The organism is Microbacterium awajiense (assembly GCF_039536545.1).
GTDB classification, from domain to species: Bacteria; Actinomycetota; Actinomycetes; order Actinomycetales; family Microbacteriaceae; genus Microbacterium; species Microbacterium awajiense.
The window spans coordinates 957,707-975,227 of sequence record NZ_BAAAYU010000005.1 but is presented as its reverse complement, the minus strand read 5'-3'; the positions used below and the strand labels follow the sequence as shown (position 1 = coordinate 975,227).

Sequence of the window (17,521 nt, the reverse complement as noted above, 5' to 3'; positions counted from 1 at the left end):
GTCAGCGCGTCGCGTCGAGTTCCGCTTCGGCATCATCGTGAGCGCGGCGGAGGGCCTCGCCCACCCACTCGCTGCCGCGATACAGATTGCGCTCGCCGATGTCGCCGATGAGCCCCCCTGCGGCCATCTGGGCGACCACGAGGTCTTCGCTGACCACCAGCTTCAGTGTCGAGTCGGCCGACTGAAGATCGTGTGCATATCGACGCAGCACCTCGACGAGGGCGAGACCGATCTGGTCGGTCCCCCGCAATCGGATGACGACCACCGCGGGCCCCTCACCGCGGCTGACCGCCGGCAGCTGCCGTTCGAACGTCGGCGCGCTGGCGAAGAAGAGACTGCCGTACGGCTGCAGGACGAGCACGTCACCGCCGGGCACGACCGCGGGCGGGTCCTCTTCACGCATCCGACCGTCGTCCGCGAGCACCACGCGCCGGATGCGCAGCCGGTTGGACTCCTGGCCGACGTAGAGGATGATGCCGAGGCCGACACCGACGAGCACCGCGAACTGCAGCGGAATCAGCAGGGTGAGCAGGAACGTCACCGTCATGATCGCGGTCTGGAGCGGCCCGGTCTTGACGACCGATCTGATGCGACTCGGCTTCACCGCCGTGATCCCGACCACGATGAGCAGCCCCGCCAGCGCCGGCATCGCGATGTAGGCGACCAGCCCCGACGCGAACAGGATCACCAGAGCCATCACGACACCCGCGACGAAGAACGCCAGGCGCGACTGCGCCCCCGACTTCACGACGAGCGACGAACCCGACATCGATCCGCCCACGGGCATGCCCCGGAACAGCCCCGCGAGGACGTTGCCGGCGCCTTGCCCGATGTAGTCCCGCGAGATGTCGGCGGGCTTGCCGTCCTTGGTCGGGATGCCGGCCGACACGCCCGCGCCCTGCACCATCGCGACGAACGCGAGTGAGAACGCCGGCAGCAGGAGGAACAGCACGTCGTCGAGGCTCGGCAGCACCGGCCCGGGAAGCGCCGCGGGCACCGCGACGAGGTCGTCGAGCACGACGACACCCGCCGGCACCCACAGGTCGAGGAGCACGCCGCTCACCGATCCGATCACGACCGCGATGACGAGACCGAGGGCACCCACGGGTGTGCGCTGGAGCACGACGATCACCAGCACCGTGATCGCCCCGACCACGACCGCGGGCAGGCTCCAGTCGAGCAGGTGACGACCGAGGTCGAGCACCTTCACGAGACGGTTCGGCCCATCCGCCTCGTACCCCGTGAAGTTGCCGAGCTGACCCAGCACGATGTTCACCCCGACAGCGGTGACGAACCCGGTCATCACCGCGGTCGGCACGAAGCGAACGATGCGGCCGCCTCGCAGAAGCCCCGCGACGATCAGCACGACGCCGCTCATCATCGCGAGCGTGTAGAGCGCCCGACTCGGATCGGGTCGGGAGTCGAGCCCCGAGTCGGCGACGATCAGCGCCATCGCACCCGTGACCTGAACCGTCATGAACGCGCTGCTGGTGAACAGCGCGGCGCCGACCATGCCGAACAGATGACCGTACAGGCCGGCGAGGGGATTGATGCCTGCCAGCAGGCCCTGGGCCAGGCCGTCGGGCACGCTCTCGATGCCGAGCGTCACCCCTGCGACGAGATCCTTGCGCAGGGTCTTGCGTGAGAACCACGACCGCGGATTCAGCGCCACGGTCACACGCTAGCGAACCGGCCGCGCCGCGGCGGTCAGGCGACGGGGGCCAGCATCCGTTGGTCGTCGGCGTCGTGCGCGCATGCGAACCGAGCCCGGTAGGCCGTGGGCGTGAGCCCGAGGATCCGCGCGAAATTCTGCCGCAGCACCGCGGCCGATCCGAAGCCGCTCTCGTCGGCGATCCGGTCGAGGCCGAGGTCGGTCGTCTCGAGCAGCCGCTGCGCGTGGATGATCCGCTGGCGTGCCAGCCACGCGGCGGGCGTCGCCCCGAAGTCGGCCTTGAAGCGACGCGCGAACGTGCGCGGCGACATGTGCGCCTTGGCCGCCAACTGGTCGACGGTGAGCTCCTCGCGCAGGTTGTCCAGCATCCAGTCCGTCACCGGTGCGAGCGAGAGGGAGGCCGCGACAGGCAGCGGCTTGTCGATGAACTGCGCCTGCCCGCCGTCACGCTGCGGGGCGACGACCATGCGGCGCGCGATGCGGTTGGTGAGCTCGGCGCCCAATTCCTGTCGCAGCAGGTGGAGGCAGGCATCGAGCCCCGCCGCCGTGCCGGCACTGGTGATGATGCGGCCGTCCTGCACGTAGAGCACGTCGGGGTCGACGTCGATCTGCGGATACATCGCGGCCATCGTCGGCGCGTACATCCAGTGCGTGGTCGCGCGCCGCCCGTCGAGCACGCCGGATGCGGCGAGGATGAACGAGCCGCTGCACACGCTCATCACCCAGGCGCCACGCTCGGCGGCGTCGCGTACCACGTCGAGCACCCGCTCGTCGGGCCGCCCCCACCACTCGCGCGGGGTCGGCGAGACCACGACCAGATCGGCTTCGTACGCGAACGCCAGGTCGTGCTCGACGTTGATCGAGAAGCCCACCTTCGACGGCACGGCGCCGGGGTCGGGGGTGATCACCCGGAAGTCGAAGTTCGGCACGCCGTCGTCGGAGCGGTCGAGACCGAACGCCTCGCAGGCGACCCCGAACTCGAACGGCGCGAAGCCGGGCTGGACGATGCAGGCGACGGTCTTCATGGCGGACTCCCGAGACTGGCAGAAATGCTGTGTTCGACGTCCATCCTGCCACTCGTGGCGGAATCAGCGCAAGCGTAGCTTTTCTGCCATGTTCATGATCATCGCTTTCGCGGCTCTCGCCCTCGCGGGCCTGGTGTCGACGCTGGTCGCCCTTCCCCGGGACGGCTACCGTCGTCGTCCGACGGACTGGACACGCCTTCCGTGATCAGCGACCGGTCACGCGGTCGTAGATCTCGATCATCGCCGCCGTGCGCGACGACTGGCGGAAGCGCTCTCGGATCGACGGGGCGGGCACCGGCGGGGTGCCCGCGGCGACCTCGGCGACGGCTCGCGTCAGTGTCGCGGCGAGTGCGGGCACCGAGGCATCCGGCACCGTCCAGTGGCCGCCCCCGAGCTCGGCGGCGATATCGGGATCGCTCACGATCGCGGGAGTGCCCAGCGACGCCGCCTCGAAGACGGTCATGCCCTGCGTCTCGAAGCCGATCGAGGTCTGAACGACCGCGTCGGCCGCCTGGATGCGCCGCAGCGTCTGCTCGTACGGCATGCGGCCCGCGAACATGACGGATGCCGTCGGCCGAGCGCGCTCGACGAGCCGCTGCGCGGCGCGCAGCTGGCCGCCGCCGCCCACGATCTCGACGTCGGCGTCGACGTCCGACTCGACGATCGCCTCGAGGAAGGGCAGCAGCCGCTTCTCGGGGCTCATGCGACCGAGCCAGATCAGGCGCGGCCGCCCCGGGGCCCGCTCGGCCGGCGCCTCGGCCAGCGCGGTGTCGAGCACGTCGTCGTCGATGCCGTTCCACACCACCTCGACGTCGCCCGACCCGCGCGAGCCGATGCCGTGAGACTCGAGGCGGCGGGCGAAGTGCGACGAGGGCGCGGTGACGGCGTCGGCATGCGAGGCGAAACGGCGTTGGAAGGCCCAGCCGTCGTCGCCCGGCGTCGCGTCGCCCAGCGCCCGTCGCTGCCAGGCGTTGAGGGCGCGCAGTACCAGCCCGGGGAATGGTGTGGTCGCCTCGATGCCGACGTCGACGCGGTTGTGCATGGTGTGCACGACGGGCAGCCCGTGACGCGCGGCGTACCGGTGACCGATGAAGCCGCCCCAGAAGTCGGCCTGGACATGCACGACATCGACGGGCGGGCGGTCTGCCATCGCGGCATCCAGCCACCGGTCGGTGCGTCGTCCCGGCCACGCGAACGAGTACTCGCGGTCGAGCGTGATCGGCACCGACGGCAGGTCGACGAAGAAGCGGTCGATGTCCCCGATCATCGCAGCGGCGAGCGCACCGTGCACTGCGGGCGCCACCACGGTGACGGTGTGCCCGGCCTTCTCGAGGAACCGTCTCTGCAGCCGCATCGACACCTGTGCCCCGCCGAGCGACATGACGTGCTGGTCGCCGAACATCACGACGTGCATGGCGCGCTACCCCGGCAGCGGTTCGTCGCGGTACAGCGCCTCGAACGTGTCGAGCGTGCGACCGATGTCGTGCATTTTGACGCCGTCGAGCGATGCCTGCTGCATCGCGATTCGCTCTGCGGGGGTCTGGCGCAGCACCCGGTTGAGCTTGGATGCGAGGTCTTCGACGTTCCCGGGCTCGAACAGGTAGCCGTTCTCACCGTCGTGCACCAGGTGCGGCAGCGCGACGGCGTCGGCGGCGACGATCGGCAGACCCGATGCCATCGCCTCCATGGTCGCGATCGACTGGAGCTCGGCGATCGAGGCGATGACGAACGCACTCGCGCGGGTCAGCAGCGCGCGCAGGTCGGCGTCGGAGGTGTGGCCGTGGAACGTCACGCGGTCGGCGAGGCCGAGCTGCTCGGCGAGCTGCTCGAGACTGCGGCGCTGATCGCCGTTGCCGACGATGTCGAAGGTCACCCCGAGGGTCGGATCCAGCAGAGCCATCGCCCGCAACACGACGTCGATCTGCTTCTCGGTGGTCAGGCGTCCCACGAACACCAGCCGGTTGGCCTCGCGCGGGGTGAGGTCGGCCGTGTAGTCGTTCGCGTCGATACCGCAGCTGATCGGGATGACGCCGCGGATGTCGATGGTCGATTCGAGGAAGTCGGCGGCCCTGCGGGTGGGGGTGGTGACGGCGCGGGTCATGTCGAACGTGCGCTTCGCGTCGTCCCACGCGAGCTTGACCACGACCCTGTCCAGCACGGGCGGCAGCGTCGTGAAGTCGAGGATGTTCTCGGCCATCACGTGATTGGTCGCGACGATCGGGATGCCGCGCTTGCGGGCTTCACGGGCGAGACCGCGGCCGATCACGATGTGCGACTGGATGTGCACCACGTCGGGCTTGACCTTGTTGAGCACACGACGTGCGTGGTGCTTCGACATCCAGGGAAGCACGAACGTCAGCCAGTCGTGCGGCAGCCACCGCCACGACGGCAGCCGGTGCAGCGTCATCGGCTGCCCCTCGATCTCTTCCGTGAACACACCGTGCTCGGCGTGCGTCGCGCTGGGGGCCATGACGTGCACGTCGTGCCCGCGCTTGACCAGACCGGCCGCGAGCCGCTCGGCGAAGCGGGCGGCGCCGTTCACGTGGGGAAGGAACGTGTCGGCCCCGATGACGATGGTGAGGGGGGCCTCGGCGGCGTCGGCGGAGTCGTCGGTCGTCGCGGGATCGGTCACGTCGTGCGGGGGGCCTGTCTGTGCGGGGGTGCGTGCGGCTCGCTCGCGGCTCCACTGTACCCGAGGGACTGCGCCGGCCCGGCTTACGCTGGAGGCATGCCACGACTCCAGGCGGATGCCCCACCGGCCCTGTGGGTGCCGGTCACCGAGTCCCTCGGCTGGCGCGGCCGCCGCCACCGCAAAGCGGCGATCCGGATGCTGCTGACGCAGGCGAACCGCGCGATGGGTCAGACCGAGCGGGCGGGCAGCGGCGTCGCGGCGTGGGCGATGAGCCAGGCTGCGCCGCTGCTGATACGCCGCGCGAACGGGCGCGTGCTGGTCTGGGTCTGGAAGTCCGACCCCGACCTGCTGGTGGCGATGGCGCAGGTGCAGCAGGCCACCAACGACGTGCGGGCCGCACGCGCGATGATGCCGATGGAGTACGACGACACCGAGGACTTCCGCAATCCGCACCTGGGCGTCGGCGAGAAGCTCGCGATGCCGCTGCCCGCCGACCCGCGCACCCCACCGTTCACCACCTACACCTGGGACACCGGCAGCCACTTCGTGACCCTCAGCGCCGTCTGCTCCGACCGCGAGCGTTTCGGCACGGTCATCGGCGCCGTCGACGACCTCGCCCGCACTCTGCGCGTGGTCGACGACCTGACCGTCGGCGAAACCCCCGACACCCTGAGGATCGATCCCGCATGACCGACACCATCCACCCCGCAGCCCACCGCCCCGTCCGCATCGGAGTGCAGCTCGCCCCGCAGCACACCTCGATGGCGCACTACCGCGACGCCGTCCTGCGAGCCGAGGATCTCGGGGTGGACGCCGTGTTCAACTGGGACCACTTCTTCCCGTTGACCGAGCCCTTCGAGGCACCGCACTTCGAGGCGTGGACGGTCCTCGCCGCGATCGCCGAGCGCACCGAGCGCGTCGAGTTCGGGCCGCTGGTCAACTGCAGTTCGTACCGCAATGCCGATCTGCAGGCCGACATGGCCCGCACCGTCGACCACATCAGCGCACACGGCACCGGGCGCGGTCGACTGATCTTCGGCACCGGGTCGGGGTGGGCCGAGCAGGACTATGACGAGTACGGCTACGCCTTCGGCACGGTGGGCAGCCGTCTCGACGACCTCGCCCACGACCTCGACCGTGTTCGCGCGCGCTGGGACGCGCTCAACCCTCCGCCGACGCGCGCCATCCCGATCCTCATCGGCGGCCAGGGCGAGCGCAAGACGCTGCGGCTCGTCGCACGCCACGCCGACATCTGGCACACGTTCACGAGGCTCGAGGGGATGCCGCACAAGATCGGCGTGCTGCACGAGTGGTGCGCCGCCGAGGGCCGCGACCCCGCGACGATCGAGCTGTCGACGGGCTTCACGATCCGCGGGTTCGGCCCGCTGCTCGAACAGGGTGCCGCACCCCGGCTGCATGCGCTCGGATTCCGGCTGCTGATCCCGGCGCTCGACGGCCCCGACTTCGACCTCTCGTCGGTGGAGCCGCTGCTGCGATGGCGCGACGAGGTCAACGCCGAGAACGGGCACGCCTGACTCGCCCCGCCCTCCCGCGCTACGGTGAGCGTGTCGAACCCCTGGACGGAGACGCATCGTGAACGGCGCCATCGGCAGCATCCTCCCGCTCGCACTCGGCGTGGCCATCAGCCCCGTGCCGATCATCGCCGCGATCCTCATGCTGCTCTCGCCGAAGGCGCGCACGACGAGCGTCGGATTCCTGCTCGGCTGGATCTCGGGCATCGTCGTGGCGACCACGGTCTTCACGCTGCTGTCGGCGATCCTGCCCGGGCAGGACGCGGATGGCTCTTCTCCCGTGAAGGGCGTCATCCACCTGGTGCTGGGCGCGCTGCTGCTGCTGCTCGCCGCGCGCCAGTGGCGCGGGCGCCCGAAGGAGGGCGAGGAGCCGGCCCTGCCGAAGTGGATGAAGGCGATCGACACCATGGGCTTCGGCGCCGCGTTCGGACTCGGATTCCTGCTGTCGGCCGTCAACCCCAAGAACCTGCTGCTGGCGGCGAGCGCCGGCGTGAGCATCGGCGCGGCGGGTCTCGACGTCGGCGCGGTCGTGGTCGTCATCGCGATCTTCACACTGATCGCCGCGTCGACCGTGCTCCTTCCCGTCGTCGGCTACCTGATCGCCTCCGATCGACTGCGCGGACCGCTCGACGCGCTGCGTGGCTGGTTGTCGCGCGAGAACGCGGTCATCATGACGGTGCTGCTGCTGGTGATCGGCGTCGTCGTGATCGGCAAGGGCATCGGCAGCTTCTAGCCCCGGACACCTGAGCGTGATAGACCTCTATCGCACCCACCCTGAAAGGATTCCCATGGCTGACTTCCGCTACGGCCCCGTCGAGCTCTACCTCGTCGGCTTCGAGGGCGAGCGACCCGCGGACTCCGTCATCGAGGCGCTCGGCGAGCTCCTCGACGGCGGTCTGATGCGCCTGCTCGACTTCGTCCTCATCTCCAAGTCCGACGACGGTGACATCACCGTCGTCGAGATCGAGGACGAGGACTTCCCGCTCGATCTGCATGAAGTGGGCATCGCCGGCGAGGAGGACATCGCCGAGCTGTCCGAGCTGATCCCGCCGGGCGGATCCGCGGCGCTCGTCGCGCTCGAGCTGCTCTACGCGCGGCGCCTCGCCGGCAGCGTCGACGCGTCGGGCGGCGTGGTGCTCAGCGCCGAACGGATCCCCGCACCGATCGTCAACGCCGTCATGGACCTGGCCGACCCGGCCTGAGAAGGAGAACACCGATGCCCATCCGTCGAGTCGGCCGCCCCGGCCTCATCGGGCTCGCCGCCCGCACCGCCGTCGTCGCAGGCACCGCCAGTGCCGTGTCCGGGGGCGTTTCACGCCGCCAGCAGCAGAAGGCCCAGTCCCAGTACGAGCAGGAGCAGTACCAGGCCGCACAACAGCAGGCCGCGATGCAGGCCGCCGCGCAGGAGGCCGTCGCCCAGCAGATGCCGCAGGCTCCCGCACCGGCACCCGCCCCGGCCGCGGCCGCAGGCGGCGTCGATGTGGTCGCCGAGCTTCAGAAGCTCGCCGCGCTGAAGGATGCCGGAGTCCTCAGCGACGACGAGTTCGCCGCCGCGAAGGCCAAGCTGCTCAGCTGACGCCCGGGGGCTGCCCGGCGTCGGCTCGCGCCTCGGGGTCCCCCGACAGCCATCGGAGCCATCGGCTGTCGGGGTCGCCCTCGAGGATGAGCGCGCGCACGAGCAGGGTGAGCGGGATCGACAGGATCGCGCCGAGCGGCCCGATCACGAACGTCCAGAAGATCACCGAGAAGAAGCTCAGCGTGAGGCTGAGGCTGACGGCATCACTGACGAACTTGGGCTGGATCAGCACCTGAAGTGTGACGTTGACGACGCAGTAGGTCGCGATCACGACGAGCATGAGCGGCCATCCGCCGACGACGAGGGCCAGCACGGCCGGTGGAATGAGGCCGAGCACGAAGCCGATGTTGGGGACGAAGTTCGTCACGAACGCGAGGATCGCCCACACTGCGGGCGCGGGGATGCCGAGCGCCCACAGGGCGAGTCCGTCGATGATCGCGACCACGGCGCCGAACGACGCATTGACGACGTAGTACCGACGCACGCCGCGGTTGTAGGCCGCGACCCGCGACACGGTCTGGGCGATCGATGCGCCGAATTCGCTCGTCGCGCGCGAGTAGCGAGCGGCATCCGCCGCCATGAAGATCACATAGGCGAGCACGAAGAAGAAGGCGACGAGGACGCTCGTGACGGTGCCGCCGAGGGATGCCGCCACGCCGAGGAGCGTCGACGGCTGGAGCAGCGCACCGACGGGATCGGCCGCGGCGTCCTGCACGCCGAGTGCCTGCAGCCATTCGACGAAGGCCGCGCCCGTCGCGCGCAGCTGGTCGGAGTAGTCGCGCACCATCTCGGCGAACTGCACCCCGGCGAACGCGAGCAGCGCTGCGAGCACGGCGAGGATCACGTACCCCAGCGCGATCACGGCCGTCGTCGCGACCCACGACGGCCAGCCGCGGCGTACCAGCGGCGCGCGCACCGGCAGACAGATGATGACGATCACCGCGCCGAGGACGAGCGGGCCGACGAGGTCGCGGGCGAGGTACAGGCCGGCGAGCACGATCACCGCGGCGGCGAGGCCGAGCAGGATGCGCAGGGAGGGCGAGAGCGCGGGGCGGGCGGTTTCCACAGGCTCAGGCTACGGCTTCGGGTCGGCGGGACCGCCGAGCCGCCCTGCGAGCTCTTCGATCTGGGCGGAGAGGTCGCGCACCTGTCCGCGGGTCGCGGGCTCGGCGGAATCGTTCTCGCTGTGCGCGGCGGCCTTCTCGATGACCCACGACGCGAGGGTCGCGGTCACGACGCCCACGACCGCGACGCCGCCGCACATCAGCAGCACGGCGACGATGCGTCCGCCGGCGGTCACCGGATAGAAGTCGCCGTAGCCCACGGTCGTGATCGTGACGAACGCCCACCACACCGCATCGCCGAACGTGGTGATGTTCGCGCCCGGCGCAGGTCGCTCGACGTCGAGCACCGCGAGCGCCGAGATCCAGATCAGAATGAGTGCCGCACCCGATCCGTAGATCGCCAGTCGGCTTCGCAGCGCGGCGCCGGCGGTGCGCTGCAGGGCGTGGATGACGGTGATCGCCTTGAGCAGCCGCAGGGGTCGCAGGGCGGGAAGGACGACGACGAGCAGATCGAAGATGTGTCGACGGAACCATCGGCCGCGGGGGCGTGCGAGACCGAGGCGCACGACGTAGTCGACGGCGAAGACGAGCCACGTCAGCAGCATCGCGAGGCGTGCGAGGGTGAACCGCAGGCCTTCGGTGTCGAAGATGACCTGCCACGAGTACGCCGCGATGAAGACCACCGAGGCGATGATGAGCGGCCAGTAGGTCAGCCGCTCCCAGCGCTCCATCGTCACGACGGGCTCTCCGGAGCGGTGTCGGCGCGCAGCGCCTCGGCGTTGCGGATGAACAGGATGATCCACGTGAAGACGAGGATGCCGGCGACCAGTTCCACTGCCGTGAGCGTGTAGTACCCCACGGCGAAGAAGACGGCCAGCAGCACCACGACGGCGATGAAGATCCAGCCCAGCAGGATGAAGGTGCGCGGCAGTCCGGGGATCCAGCGCGGGAGGTTGATCGTGAGCACCCCGTATGCCACCGCCATGCCCGAGGCGACGCCGGTGTGCAGCGCGAAGAAGTCGTCGACGTGGAAGATGCCGACGCAGGCGAGGAAGACGCCCACCACGACCAGCGAGATCCGCACGTTGCGCAATCCCTTGGGGTTGGGCGTCGGCACCCCGAGCGTCGCGTAGCGGGCGAGTGTGGTCACGATGAATCCCGCGACGATGAGCGTGAGGTTGAACGCGAGTGACGAGACGTCGCCGGGCATGCCGAGCGCCGACAGGTTGAGCTCCCACCACTGCGGATCCGATGACGTGAGCATGCTGGTGATCACGCCTTCGGCGAGGAACACGGCCAGCACGATCGCAAGGAGAGTGAGGTCCATGTGCGTCGCCGAGAAGAAGCAGACATAGCCGGTCACCGCGGCCGCGGCGGCACCCAGCACGACGACGAACAGCGGGAAGACCACCGCTCCGATGAAGGCCTCCTCGAGGATGACCGCGACGAGGGTCCAGCTCAGCAGCGCGATCACACCGTGTGCGAAGGCGAGCGCCGCGACGTCGAGATAGTCGAGGATGCCGAGTCGGCGACGTTCGCCGCGACGGACCACGACGATCCGGCCGGCGGCGAACGCCAGGACGGCGACGACGGCCGAGGCGATCGCGGCATACTGCCCGATCGAGCCCGGCCCCGAGATCGGTGCCGACTGGAAGCCGAAGACCGGCAGCGAGAGGAGCCCGATCGCGAGGAATCCGATGACACCGGCGCCGAGGGCGAGGGACTCGAGGCTGCGCTCGGTGGTGCCGTCGAACTCACGGGCGGCGGCGGCGGCGAACCGCGACGAGGTGCGCGGCGAGGGCGTGGGCGAGGTGGTCACGCCATGCACACTAGCGACCGGAACCCCCGGATGCCGGGAGCCGCCGCGGGTGGTCAGATCTTGATCGGGAACGTCAACATGATGACCAGGCCGACCGTGCCGACGCCGATCGCCATACCGAGCAGGACGCGACGAATCCACACCGGCATCTCGCGCTGCGACATCGCGGTCAGGAACAGCACGAGCGCGAACAGCACCGTGAGCAGCGAGTAGTTGTCGCCGCGCTGATTGTTCTCCAGGGCCTCGGCGAACTTCGCGTCGGCCCTCTCGGTCATCTCGGCCGCCCGCTCGGAGCCCGGCGGCACATACGCCTCGGTCACGAACGGCCCGGCCTCGGCACGCCCGTCGGCCTCCCACGCGTCGAAGGCCGCAGCGAAGTGCGGCGTGAAGCGCTCTTCGATGTACGCGGCGAGCTGGGGTCGCTCGTCGGCGACCGCGAGCACCCACTGGGTGTAGATCGTGAGGTCGAACTGTCGGGCATCCCGCGCCTCGCCCTCGGCCGCGGCAGCCTGGATGCGGGCGCTCGAAGCCTGACTGAAGGCGATCGACATCTCGCCGCCCCACTTCGACGACTCGAAACCGCACCAGGCGGTGAGGACGGCCGTGATCGAAAGCACGAACACCGTGACGATGTCGGTGGCGGTCTTCCCGCGCTTCTTGCTCTTCTTGCGCTCGACCTCGGCCATGCGCCCTCCTCGTGGTCACCTGATGCTAGCCCGAAAACACAGGGATACCGCTCCGCGATCCCCGGTGCCACACTGACCGCATGACGATCACCGATCAGGGCCCGATCGCCGCGGCATGGACGCCGCGACCGACGGTGGCCCAGCAGCTCGCGCAGGGGCGCGCCTCGCGCGAGAACCTCCCCCGCGAGGCGCTGTCCGCGGCGCCCACCGGCGCGCGGGACCCGATGGGCATCCTCGACGCGCAGGACGTGCCGCGGGTGACCGAACTGGTGCCGATCCGCACCGAGCGGATGGGCGCGAGCGCGTTCGCGTTCTTCCGAGGCACCGCGGCGATCATGGCCGCCGACCTCGCGCGCACGCCGGACAGCGGCATCCTGGTCGCCTCGTGCGGTGACGCACACGTCGCGAACTTCGGTCTCTACGCGTCACCGCAGCGCACCCTGGCGTTCGACCTGAACGACTTCGACGAAGCCGCGTGGGCGCCGTGGGAATGGGACGTCAAGCGGCTGATCACGAGCGTCGTGCTGGCCGGCCAGGAGGTCGGGCGCGACGAGCGGGTGATCCGGGATGCCGCGCTCGCGGCGGTGCGGACGTATGCGCGGGCGCTGCGCTACGGCGCGCAGCGCACCCCGGTCGAGCGCTACTTCGACCACTATGACGCGACCGCCGCGGCCCGCGCGGGCGACCGATCGACCAAGCGCGCGATCCGCGCCGCGGTGAAGGATGCGGAGCGGCGCACCGGCGAGCGTGCTCAGCGCAAGCTCACGTCCCGCACCGATGACGGCCGGCTGGTGTTCACCGAGGCGCCGCCGACGATGACCCGCGTCGACGCCGCCGTGCAGGCCCGCGTCCTCGACGTGCTGCAGGAGTACCGGCTGTCGACGAAGATCGACATCCGGATGCTGTTGCGCGGCTACGCCCTGGCCGACCTCGCGCGCCGCGTCGTGGGCGTCGGAAGCGTGGGCACGCGCTGCTACCTGGTCGCGATGCAGGACGGCGATGGCCATGGGCTGATCCTGCAGGCGAAGGAGGCGGGCACGAGCGTGCTCGTGCAGTACGGTCGCGTGCCGCAGCCGCCGGAGTTCGACCAGTACGTCTCGGCGCACGGTGACGGCGGCCGCGTCGTGGGGATGCAGCGCATCCTGCAAGCCGTGTCCGACCCGTTCCTGGGCCATGTGTTCGGCACGCCTGCCGAGGGCGGGCCCGCGCGCGCCTTCTATGTGCGCCAGTTCCACGACAAGAAGGGCGGATTCGACGTCGACGAACTCGATGACGCGTCGTTCCGGTGGTACGCCGAGGCGTGCGCGGCGACACTCGCGCGCGCACACGGCCAATCGCCGAACGCCGCCGAACTGTCGGGGTACGTCGGCGGCGGACGCGTGGCGGGCGAGGCGATCCTCGAGTGGTCGTGGATGTACGCCCGCCAGGCGAAGGAGGACTGGAAGCGGTTCCGCCGTCATCGCGGCGTCGAGCGCTGAACCGGTCGGTCAGCCCGAAGGGCTCGCGTCGTCGTCGTACGGACGTGGGCGCCACAGCACGACCTCGGTCGCGCGACGCACGCGCGACCCGCGCTTGAGCGTGATGACCGATCCCGTGGCGCCGGCCGCGAAGACGCGACTGCCCCGGCGGCTCTCGACCTCGGAGCGCACCTGCTCCTCGAGCGCCCGCACGCGCCGGTGCAGTTCCCTGACCCGATTCTCGAGCTCGATGATCCGCGCGATCGCCGGCAGACTCATCCCGTCGGCCGAGAGGCGGGCCACTTCGCGCAGCTGGGCGACGTGTTGGAGCGAGTACCGCCGCGAGCCACCCTGGGTGCGTGCGGGCACCACGAGCCCGATGCGGTCGTACTGGCGCAGGGTCTGCGGATGCATGCCCGACAGCTCGGCGGCAGCCGCGATCGCGAGGATCGGGGCGTCCTCGTCGATCTCGTCGTCCGCCATGTCCGGCATCCTCTCAGCCGCGGGCGCGCGACATCAGGTCGGCGCGCGGATTCTCTTTCGGCTCCAGCTCGTGGTAGCGCTCGAGCGCCTCGCGGGCGGCGTCGTCGAGGTGCGACGGCACGGCCACCTGCACTTCGGCGAGCAGATCGCCGGTGCCCTTGGCCGTCTCGACGCCGCGGCCCTTGACCCGCAGGACGCGCCCCGACGGCGTGCCCGGCGCCACGCGCAGCTTGACGGGGTCACCGCCGAGCGTCGGCACCTCGATGGTGGCCCCCAGCGTCGCCTCGGTGAAGGTCACCGGCACGGTGACACGCAGGTTGAGTCCGTCGCGTGTGAAGACGGGGTGCGGGCGAACGGTCACGGCCACGACGATGTCTCCTGTCTCGCCGCCGTCGGGACTCGGGCGGCCCCGGCCGCGAAGCCGGATCTTCTGCCCGTCGGCCACGCCGGCGGGGATCTTCACCTTGAACGGCTTGCCGTCCTCGCCCTGCAGCGAGATCGTCTCGCCCTTGGTGGCGGTGATGAAGTCGATGGTGGTGCGCGCGGTCACGTCGGCGCCCCGTGTCGGGCCGCCGTAGCCGCGGAACCCTCCGGTGGGCTGACCGAATCGTCCCGACCCGAACGAGTTCCCGCCCTGGTTGAACATCGAGAAGATGTCCTCGAAGTCCTCGGCCTGGTAGCGCGCGCCGGCGCCGCCGCCGCGCCCCTGGTTGAACATCGAGAACACGTCCTCGAAGCCGCCGGCACCCTGGCCGCCCGCGGTGAAGCGGGCACCGCCCGACCCCATCGCGCGGATCTGGTCGTACTCCGCCCGCTGCTCCTTGTCGGAGAGCACCGAGTACGCCTCGCTGATCTCCTTGAACTTCGCCTCTGCGGCGGCATCCCCCGGGTTCGAATCGGGGTGGTAGGTGCGCGCGAGCTTGCGGTAGGTCTTCTTCAGATCGGCGTCGCTGATGTCCTTCGAGACGCCGAGGACCTTGTAGAAGTCCTTGTCGAACCAGTCCTGGCTGGCCATGGTTCCTCCTCGGCTACTCGGCCGGGACGGCGACGACGACCTTCGCCGGACGCAATTCGACCGAGCCCAGACGGTAGCCGATCTCGACGACCTCGAGGATCGTCGGCTCAGCGGTGCCGGGGGTCGGGGCCTGGAAGATCGCCTCGTGCTGCTGCGGGTCGAACGCCTCTCCTGCCTCGCCGTAGGTCACGAGGCCGATGCGCTCGGCGACCGCCCGCAGCTTCTCGGCGATCGCGGCGAACGGCGTGCCGTCCTCGAGGTCGCCGTGCTTCTCAGCGCGGTCGAGATCGTCGAGTACGGGCAGCAGCCCCTTCGCCACCGAGCCGGTCGCGCGCTCGATCTCGACCTCGCGCTGCTGCTCGGTGCGTCGGCGGTAGTTCGCGTACTCCGCCTGCAGACGCTTGAGGTCGTTGAGCAACGCCGACTCGAGGTCGGCGAGCACAGCGTCCTCGGCGGCGGCGTCGACGTTCTGCGACGCGCCGAGGATGTCGTCGACGGTCAGCGCGCCGTCGTCCCCCTCTGCGGGAGACGCGGCCGCCTCGGTGTCCTGTGGGACATCCTCGGCGACCGCGTCGTCCTCGCCGGGGACCTCGGGCTGTTCGAAGTCCTTGTCGGCCATGGTTACTTCTTCTCGTCGTCCTCGTCGTCCACGACCTCGGCGTCGACGACGTCCTCGTCGGAGGACGACGCGTCGCCGTCGGCGGGAGCATCCGTCGGGGCGTCCTGAGCCGCCTGCTCGGACTGACCGGCCTGGTAGATGGCCTCGCCGAGCTTGCCCTGAGACGCGTTGAGCTTCTCGAAGGCGCTCTGCAGCGCCTCGTCGTCATCGCCCGCGAGCGCGGACTTCAGCGCATCGACGTCGCCCTGCACCTCGGACTTGACGTCGGCGGGCAGCTTCTCGTCGTTCTCCTGGATGAGCTTCTCGATCGAGTACGCGAGCGTCTCGGCCTGGTTGCGCACCTCGGCCGCCTCGCGGCGCTTCTTGTCCTCGGCGGCGTGCTCCTCGGCCTCGCGCACCATGCGCTCGATGTCGTCCTTGGGCAGCGACGAGCCGCCGGTGATCGTCATCGACTGCTCCTTGCCGGTGCCCTTGTCCTTGGCGGACACGTGCACGATGCCGTTCGCGTCGATGTCGAAGGTGACCTCGATCTGGGGGATGCCGCGCGGCGCCGGGGCGATGCCGGTGAGCTCGAACGTCCCCAGCGGCTTGTTGTCGCGGGTGAACTCCCGCTCGCCCTGGAAGACCTGGATCGCGACCGACGGCTGGTTGTCGTCGGCCGTGGTGAAGGTCTCGCTGCGCTTGGTCGGGATCGCCGTGTTGCGGTCGATGAGCTTGGTCATGATGCCGCCCTTGGTCTCGATGCCGAGACTCAGCGGGGTGACGTCGATCAGCAGCACGTCCTTGCGCTCGCCGCGCAGCACGCCCGCCTGCAGGGCGGCGCCCACGGCCACGACCTCGTCGGGGTTCACGCCCTTGTTGGGCTCCTTGCCGCCGGTCTCCTTCTTCACGAGCTCCGAGACCGCCGGCATGCGGGTCGAGCCGCCGACGAGCACGACGTGGTCGATGTCGCCGACCTTGATGCCCGCCTCGCGGATGACGTCCTCGAAGGGCTTCTTGGTGCGGTCGAGCAGGTCCTTGGTGAGGTCCTCGAACTTGGCACGGGTCAGCGTCTCGGACAGCGAGACCGGGCCGGAGTCGGTCAGCGACAGGTACGGCAGGTTGATCGAGGTCGAGGTCGAGCTCGACAGCTCCTTCTTCGCCTGCTCCGCGGCCTCCTTGAGGCGCTGCAGCGCGATGCGGTCACCCGACACGTCGACACCGGTGGTGTCCTTGAACTGCTTGATCAGGTAGTCGACGACCCGCTGGTCCCAGTCGTCGCCGCCGAGACGGTTGTCGCCCGAGGTGGCGCGCACCTGGATCGTCGAGAAGTCGTCGTCCTTGCCCACCTCGAGCAGCGACACGTCGAAGGTTCCGCCACCGAGGTCGAAGACGAGGATGAGCTCGTCCTCCTTGCCCTTGTCGAGCCCGTAGGCGAGAGCCGCCGCGGTGGGCTCGTTGATGATGCGCAGCACGTTCAGGCCCGAGATCTCGCCGGCCTCCTTGGTGGCCTGACGCTCGGCGTCGTTGAAGTAGGCGGGGACCGTGATGACGGCATCGGTCACCGTGTCGCCCAGGTACTGCTCGGCATCGCGCTTGAGCTTCTGCAGGATGCGGGCCGAGATCTCCTGCGGCGTCCACTTCTTGCCGTCGACGTCGAAGCCCCAGTCGGTGCCCATGTGGCGCTTGACCGACGAGACGGTGCGGTCGACGTTGGTGACGGCCTGACGCTTGGCGGTCTCGCCGACGAGCACCTCGCCGTCCTTGGTGTAGGCGACCACCGACGGGGTGGTGCGGAAGCCCTCGGCGTTGGCGATGACCTTGGGCTCGCCGCCCTCGAGGACGCTGACGACCGAGTTGGTCGTACCGAGGTCGATTCCGACAGCACGTGCCATGTGTTTCTCTCCTTCGTGAAGGCCGGGCAGGATGCCTCGGCCTCGGGGTTGATGGGAAGTCTGCTCG

General features: G+C 69.9%; 18 protein-coding genes. 6 read left to right on the top strand and 12 right to left on the bottom strand.

Annotation, left to right across the window (positions count from 1 at the left end; all coding sequences use genetic code 11):
* Position 1: 1 nt before the first annotated feature.
* From ABD663_RS11295 to ABD663_RS11280, 4 genes are all read right to left on the bottom strand, one after another.
* Positions 2-1,672 carry a SulP family inorganic anion transporter gene (locus ABD663_RS11295; RefSeq protein WP_344738553.1) on the bottom strand — a complete coding sequence of 557 codons (1,671 nt, stop codon included), beginning with the start codon at positions 1,670-1,672 and terminating at the stop codon, positions 2-4.
* Between the two features lie 35 nt (positions 1,673-1,707).
* Positions 1,708-2,697 carry a GlxA family transcriptional regulator gene (locus tag ABD663_RS11290; RefSeq protein ID WP_344738551.1) on the bottom strand — a complete coding sequence of 330 codons (990 nt, stop codon included), beginning with the start codon at positions 2,695-2,697 and terminating at the stop codon, positions 1,708-1,710.
* A gap of 205 nt (positions 2,698-2,902) precedes the next feature.
* A complete protein-coding gene (locus tag ABD663_RS11285; protein WP_344738549.1) occupies positions 2,903-4,111 on the bottom strand; it encodes a glycosyltransferase in 1,209 nt (402 codons plus the stop codon).
* A 6-nt stretch (positions 4,112-4,117) separates the two neighbouring features.
* The gene (locus ABD663_RS11280) at positions 4,118-5,329 is read right to left on the bottom strand and encodes a glycosyltransferase (protein ID WP_344738547.1); all 1,212 of its coding nucleotides are present in this window, start codon (positions 5,327-5,329) and stop codon (positions 4,118-4,120) included.
* 96 nt (positions 5,330-5,425) lie between these two features.
* On the opposite strand from ABD663_RS11280, the gene ABD663_RS11275 reads away from it, so the two are divergent.
* The 5 genes from ABD663_RS11275 to ABD663_RS11255 are packed head-to-tail and all read left to right on the top strand — an operon-like array spanning position 5,426 to position 8,437.
* Positions 5,426-6,019 carry a hypothetical protein gene (locus ABD663_RS11275; protein ID WP_344738545.1) on the top strand — a complete coding sequence of 198 codons (594 nt, stop codon included), beginning with the start codon at positions 5,426-5,428 and terminating at the stop codon, positions 6,017-6,019.
* Positions 6,016-6,864, top strand: coding sequence for an LLM class F420-dependent oxidoreductase (locus ABD663_RS11270; RefSeq protein WP_344738543.1), 849 nt, complete (start codon positions 6,016-6,018; stop codon positions 6,862-6,864). The genes ABD663_RS11275 and ABD663_RS11270 overlap by 4 nt, the downstream gene beginning before the upstream one ends.
* Positions 6,865-6,922: 58 nt before the next feature.
* Complete coding sequence (locus ABD663_RS11265) at positions 6,923-7,594, top strand: GAP family protein (RefSeq protein WP_344738541.1); 672 nt, start codon at positions 6,923-6,925, stop codon at positions 7,592-7,594.
* A gap of 55 nt (positions 7,595-7,649) precedes the next feature.
* Positions 7,650-8,063 carry a DUF6325 family protein gene (locus tag ABD663_RS11260; protein ID WP_344738539.1) on the top strand — a complete coding sequence of 138 codons (414 nt, stop codon included), beginning with the start codon at positions 7,650-7,652 and terminating at the stop codon, positions 8,061-8,063.
* A gap of 14 nt (positions 8,064-8,077) precedes the next feature.
* Positions 8,078-8,437, top strand: a complete 360-nt coding sequence (locus tag ABD663_RS11255; protein ID WP_344738537.1) for an SHOCT domain-containing protein — start codon at positions 8,078-8,080, stop codon at positions 8,435-8,437.
* On the opposite strand, the gene ABD663_RS11250 is transcribed toward ABD663_RS11255, so the two are convergent.
* Genes ABD663_RS11250 through ABD663_RS11235 form a run of 4 tightly spaced genes read right to left on the bottom strand, consistent with a single transcriptional unit; the run spans position 8,430 to position 12,006 of the window.
* Positions 8,430-9,503 (bottom strand): AI-2E family transporter, encoded by a 1,074-nt coding sequence (locus tag ABD663_RS11250; protein WP_344738535.1) that lies wholly within the window; start codon positions 9,501-9,503, stop codon positions 8,430-8,432. The two genes, ABD663_RS11255 and ABD663_RS11250, sit on opposite strands and share 8 nt — an antisense overlap.
* 9 nt (positions 9,504-9,512) lie before the next feature.
* Positions 9,513-10,232 carry a potassium channel family protein gene (locus tag ABD663_RS11245; RefSeq protein WP_344740219.1) on the bottom strand — a complete coding sequence of 240 codons (720 nt, stop codon included), beginning with the start codon at positions 10,230-10,232 and terminating at the stop codon, positions 9,513-9,515.
* Positions 10,233-10,234: 2 nt separating this feature from the next.
* Positions 10,235-11,320 carry a hypothetical protein gene (locus ABD663_RS11240; RefSeq protein ID WP_344738533.1) on the bottom strand — a complete coding sequence of 362 codons (1,086 nt, stop codon included), beginning with the start codon at positions 11,318-11,320 and terminating at the stop codon, positions 10,235-10,237.
* Positions 11,321-11,373: 53 nt separating this feature from the next.
* A complete protein-coding gene (locus ABD663_RS11235) occupies positions 11,374-12,006 on the bottom strand; it encodes a hypothetical protein (protein ID WP_344738531.1) in 633 nt (210 codons plus the stop codon).
* An 80-nt stretch (positions 12,007-12,086) separates the two neighbouring features.
* Here ABD663_RS11235 and ABD663_RS11230 point away from each other — a divergent pair, with 80 nt between their 5' ends.
* Positions 12,087-13,484, top strand: a complete 1,398-nt coding sequence (locus ABD663_RS11230; RefSeq protein WP_344738529.1) for a DUF2252 domain-containing protein — start codon at positions 12,087-12,089, stop codon at positions 13,482-13,484.
* A gap of 9 nt (positions 13,485-13,493) precedes the next feature.
* Here the strand turns inward: ABD663_RS11230 and ABD663_RS11225 are convergent, their stop codons facing one another.
* From ABD663_RS11225 to dnaK, 4 genes are read right to left on the bottom strand one after another with little or no spacing between them, the layout of a single operon-like run.
* Positions 13,494-13,946 (bottom strand): heat shock protein transcriptional repressor HspR, encoded by a 453-nt coding sequence (locus ABD663_RS11225; RefSeq protein ID WP_344738527.1) that lies wholly within the window; start codon positions 13,944-13,946, stop codon positions 13,494-13,496.
* A gap of 13 nt (positions 13,947-13,959) precedes the next feature.
* Positions 13,960-14,961 (bottom strand): DnaJ C-terminal domain-containing protein, encoded by a 1,002-nt coding sequence (locus ABD663_RS11220; RefSeq protein WP_344738525.1) that lies wholly within the window; start codon positions 14,959-14,961, stop codon positions 13,960-13,962.
* A 13-nt stretch (positions 14,962-14,974) separates the two neighbouring features.
* Positions 14,975-15,580: a nucleotide exchange factor GrpE gene (locus tag ABD663_RS11215; RefSeq protein ID WP_344738523.1), complete on the bottom strand. Its 606-nt coding sequence runs from the start codon at positions 15,578-15,580 to the stop codon at positions 14,975-14,977.
* Between the two features lie 2 nt (positions 15,581-15,582).
* Complete coding sequence (gene dnaK / locus ABD663_RS11210; protein WP_344738521.1) at positions 15,583-17,454, bottom strand: molecular chaperone DnaK; 1,872 nt, start codon at positions 17,452-17,454, stop codon at positions 15,583-15,585.
* Positions 17,455-17,521: the final 67 nt, after the last annotated feature.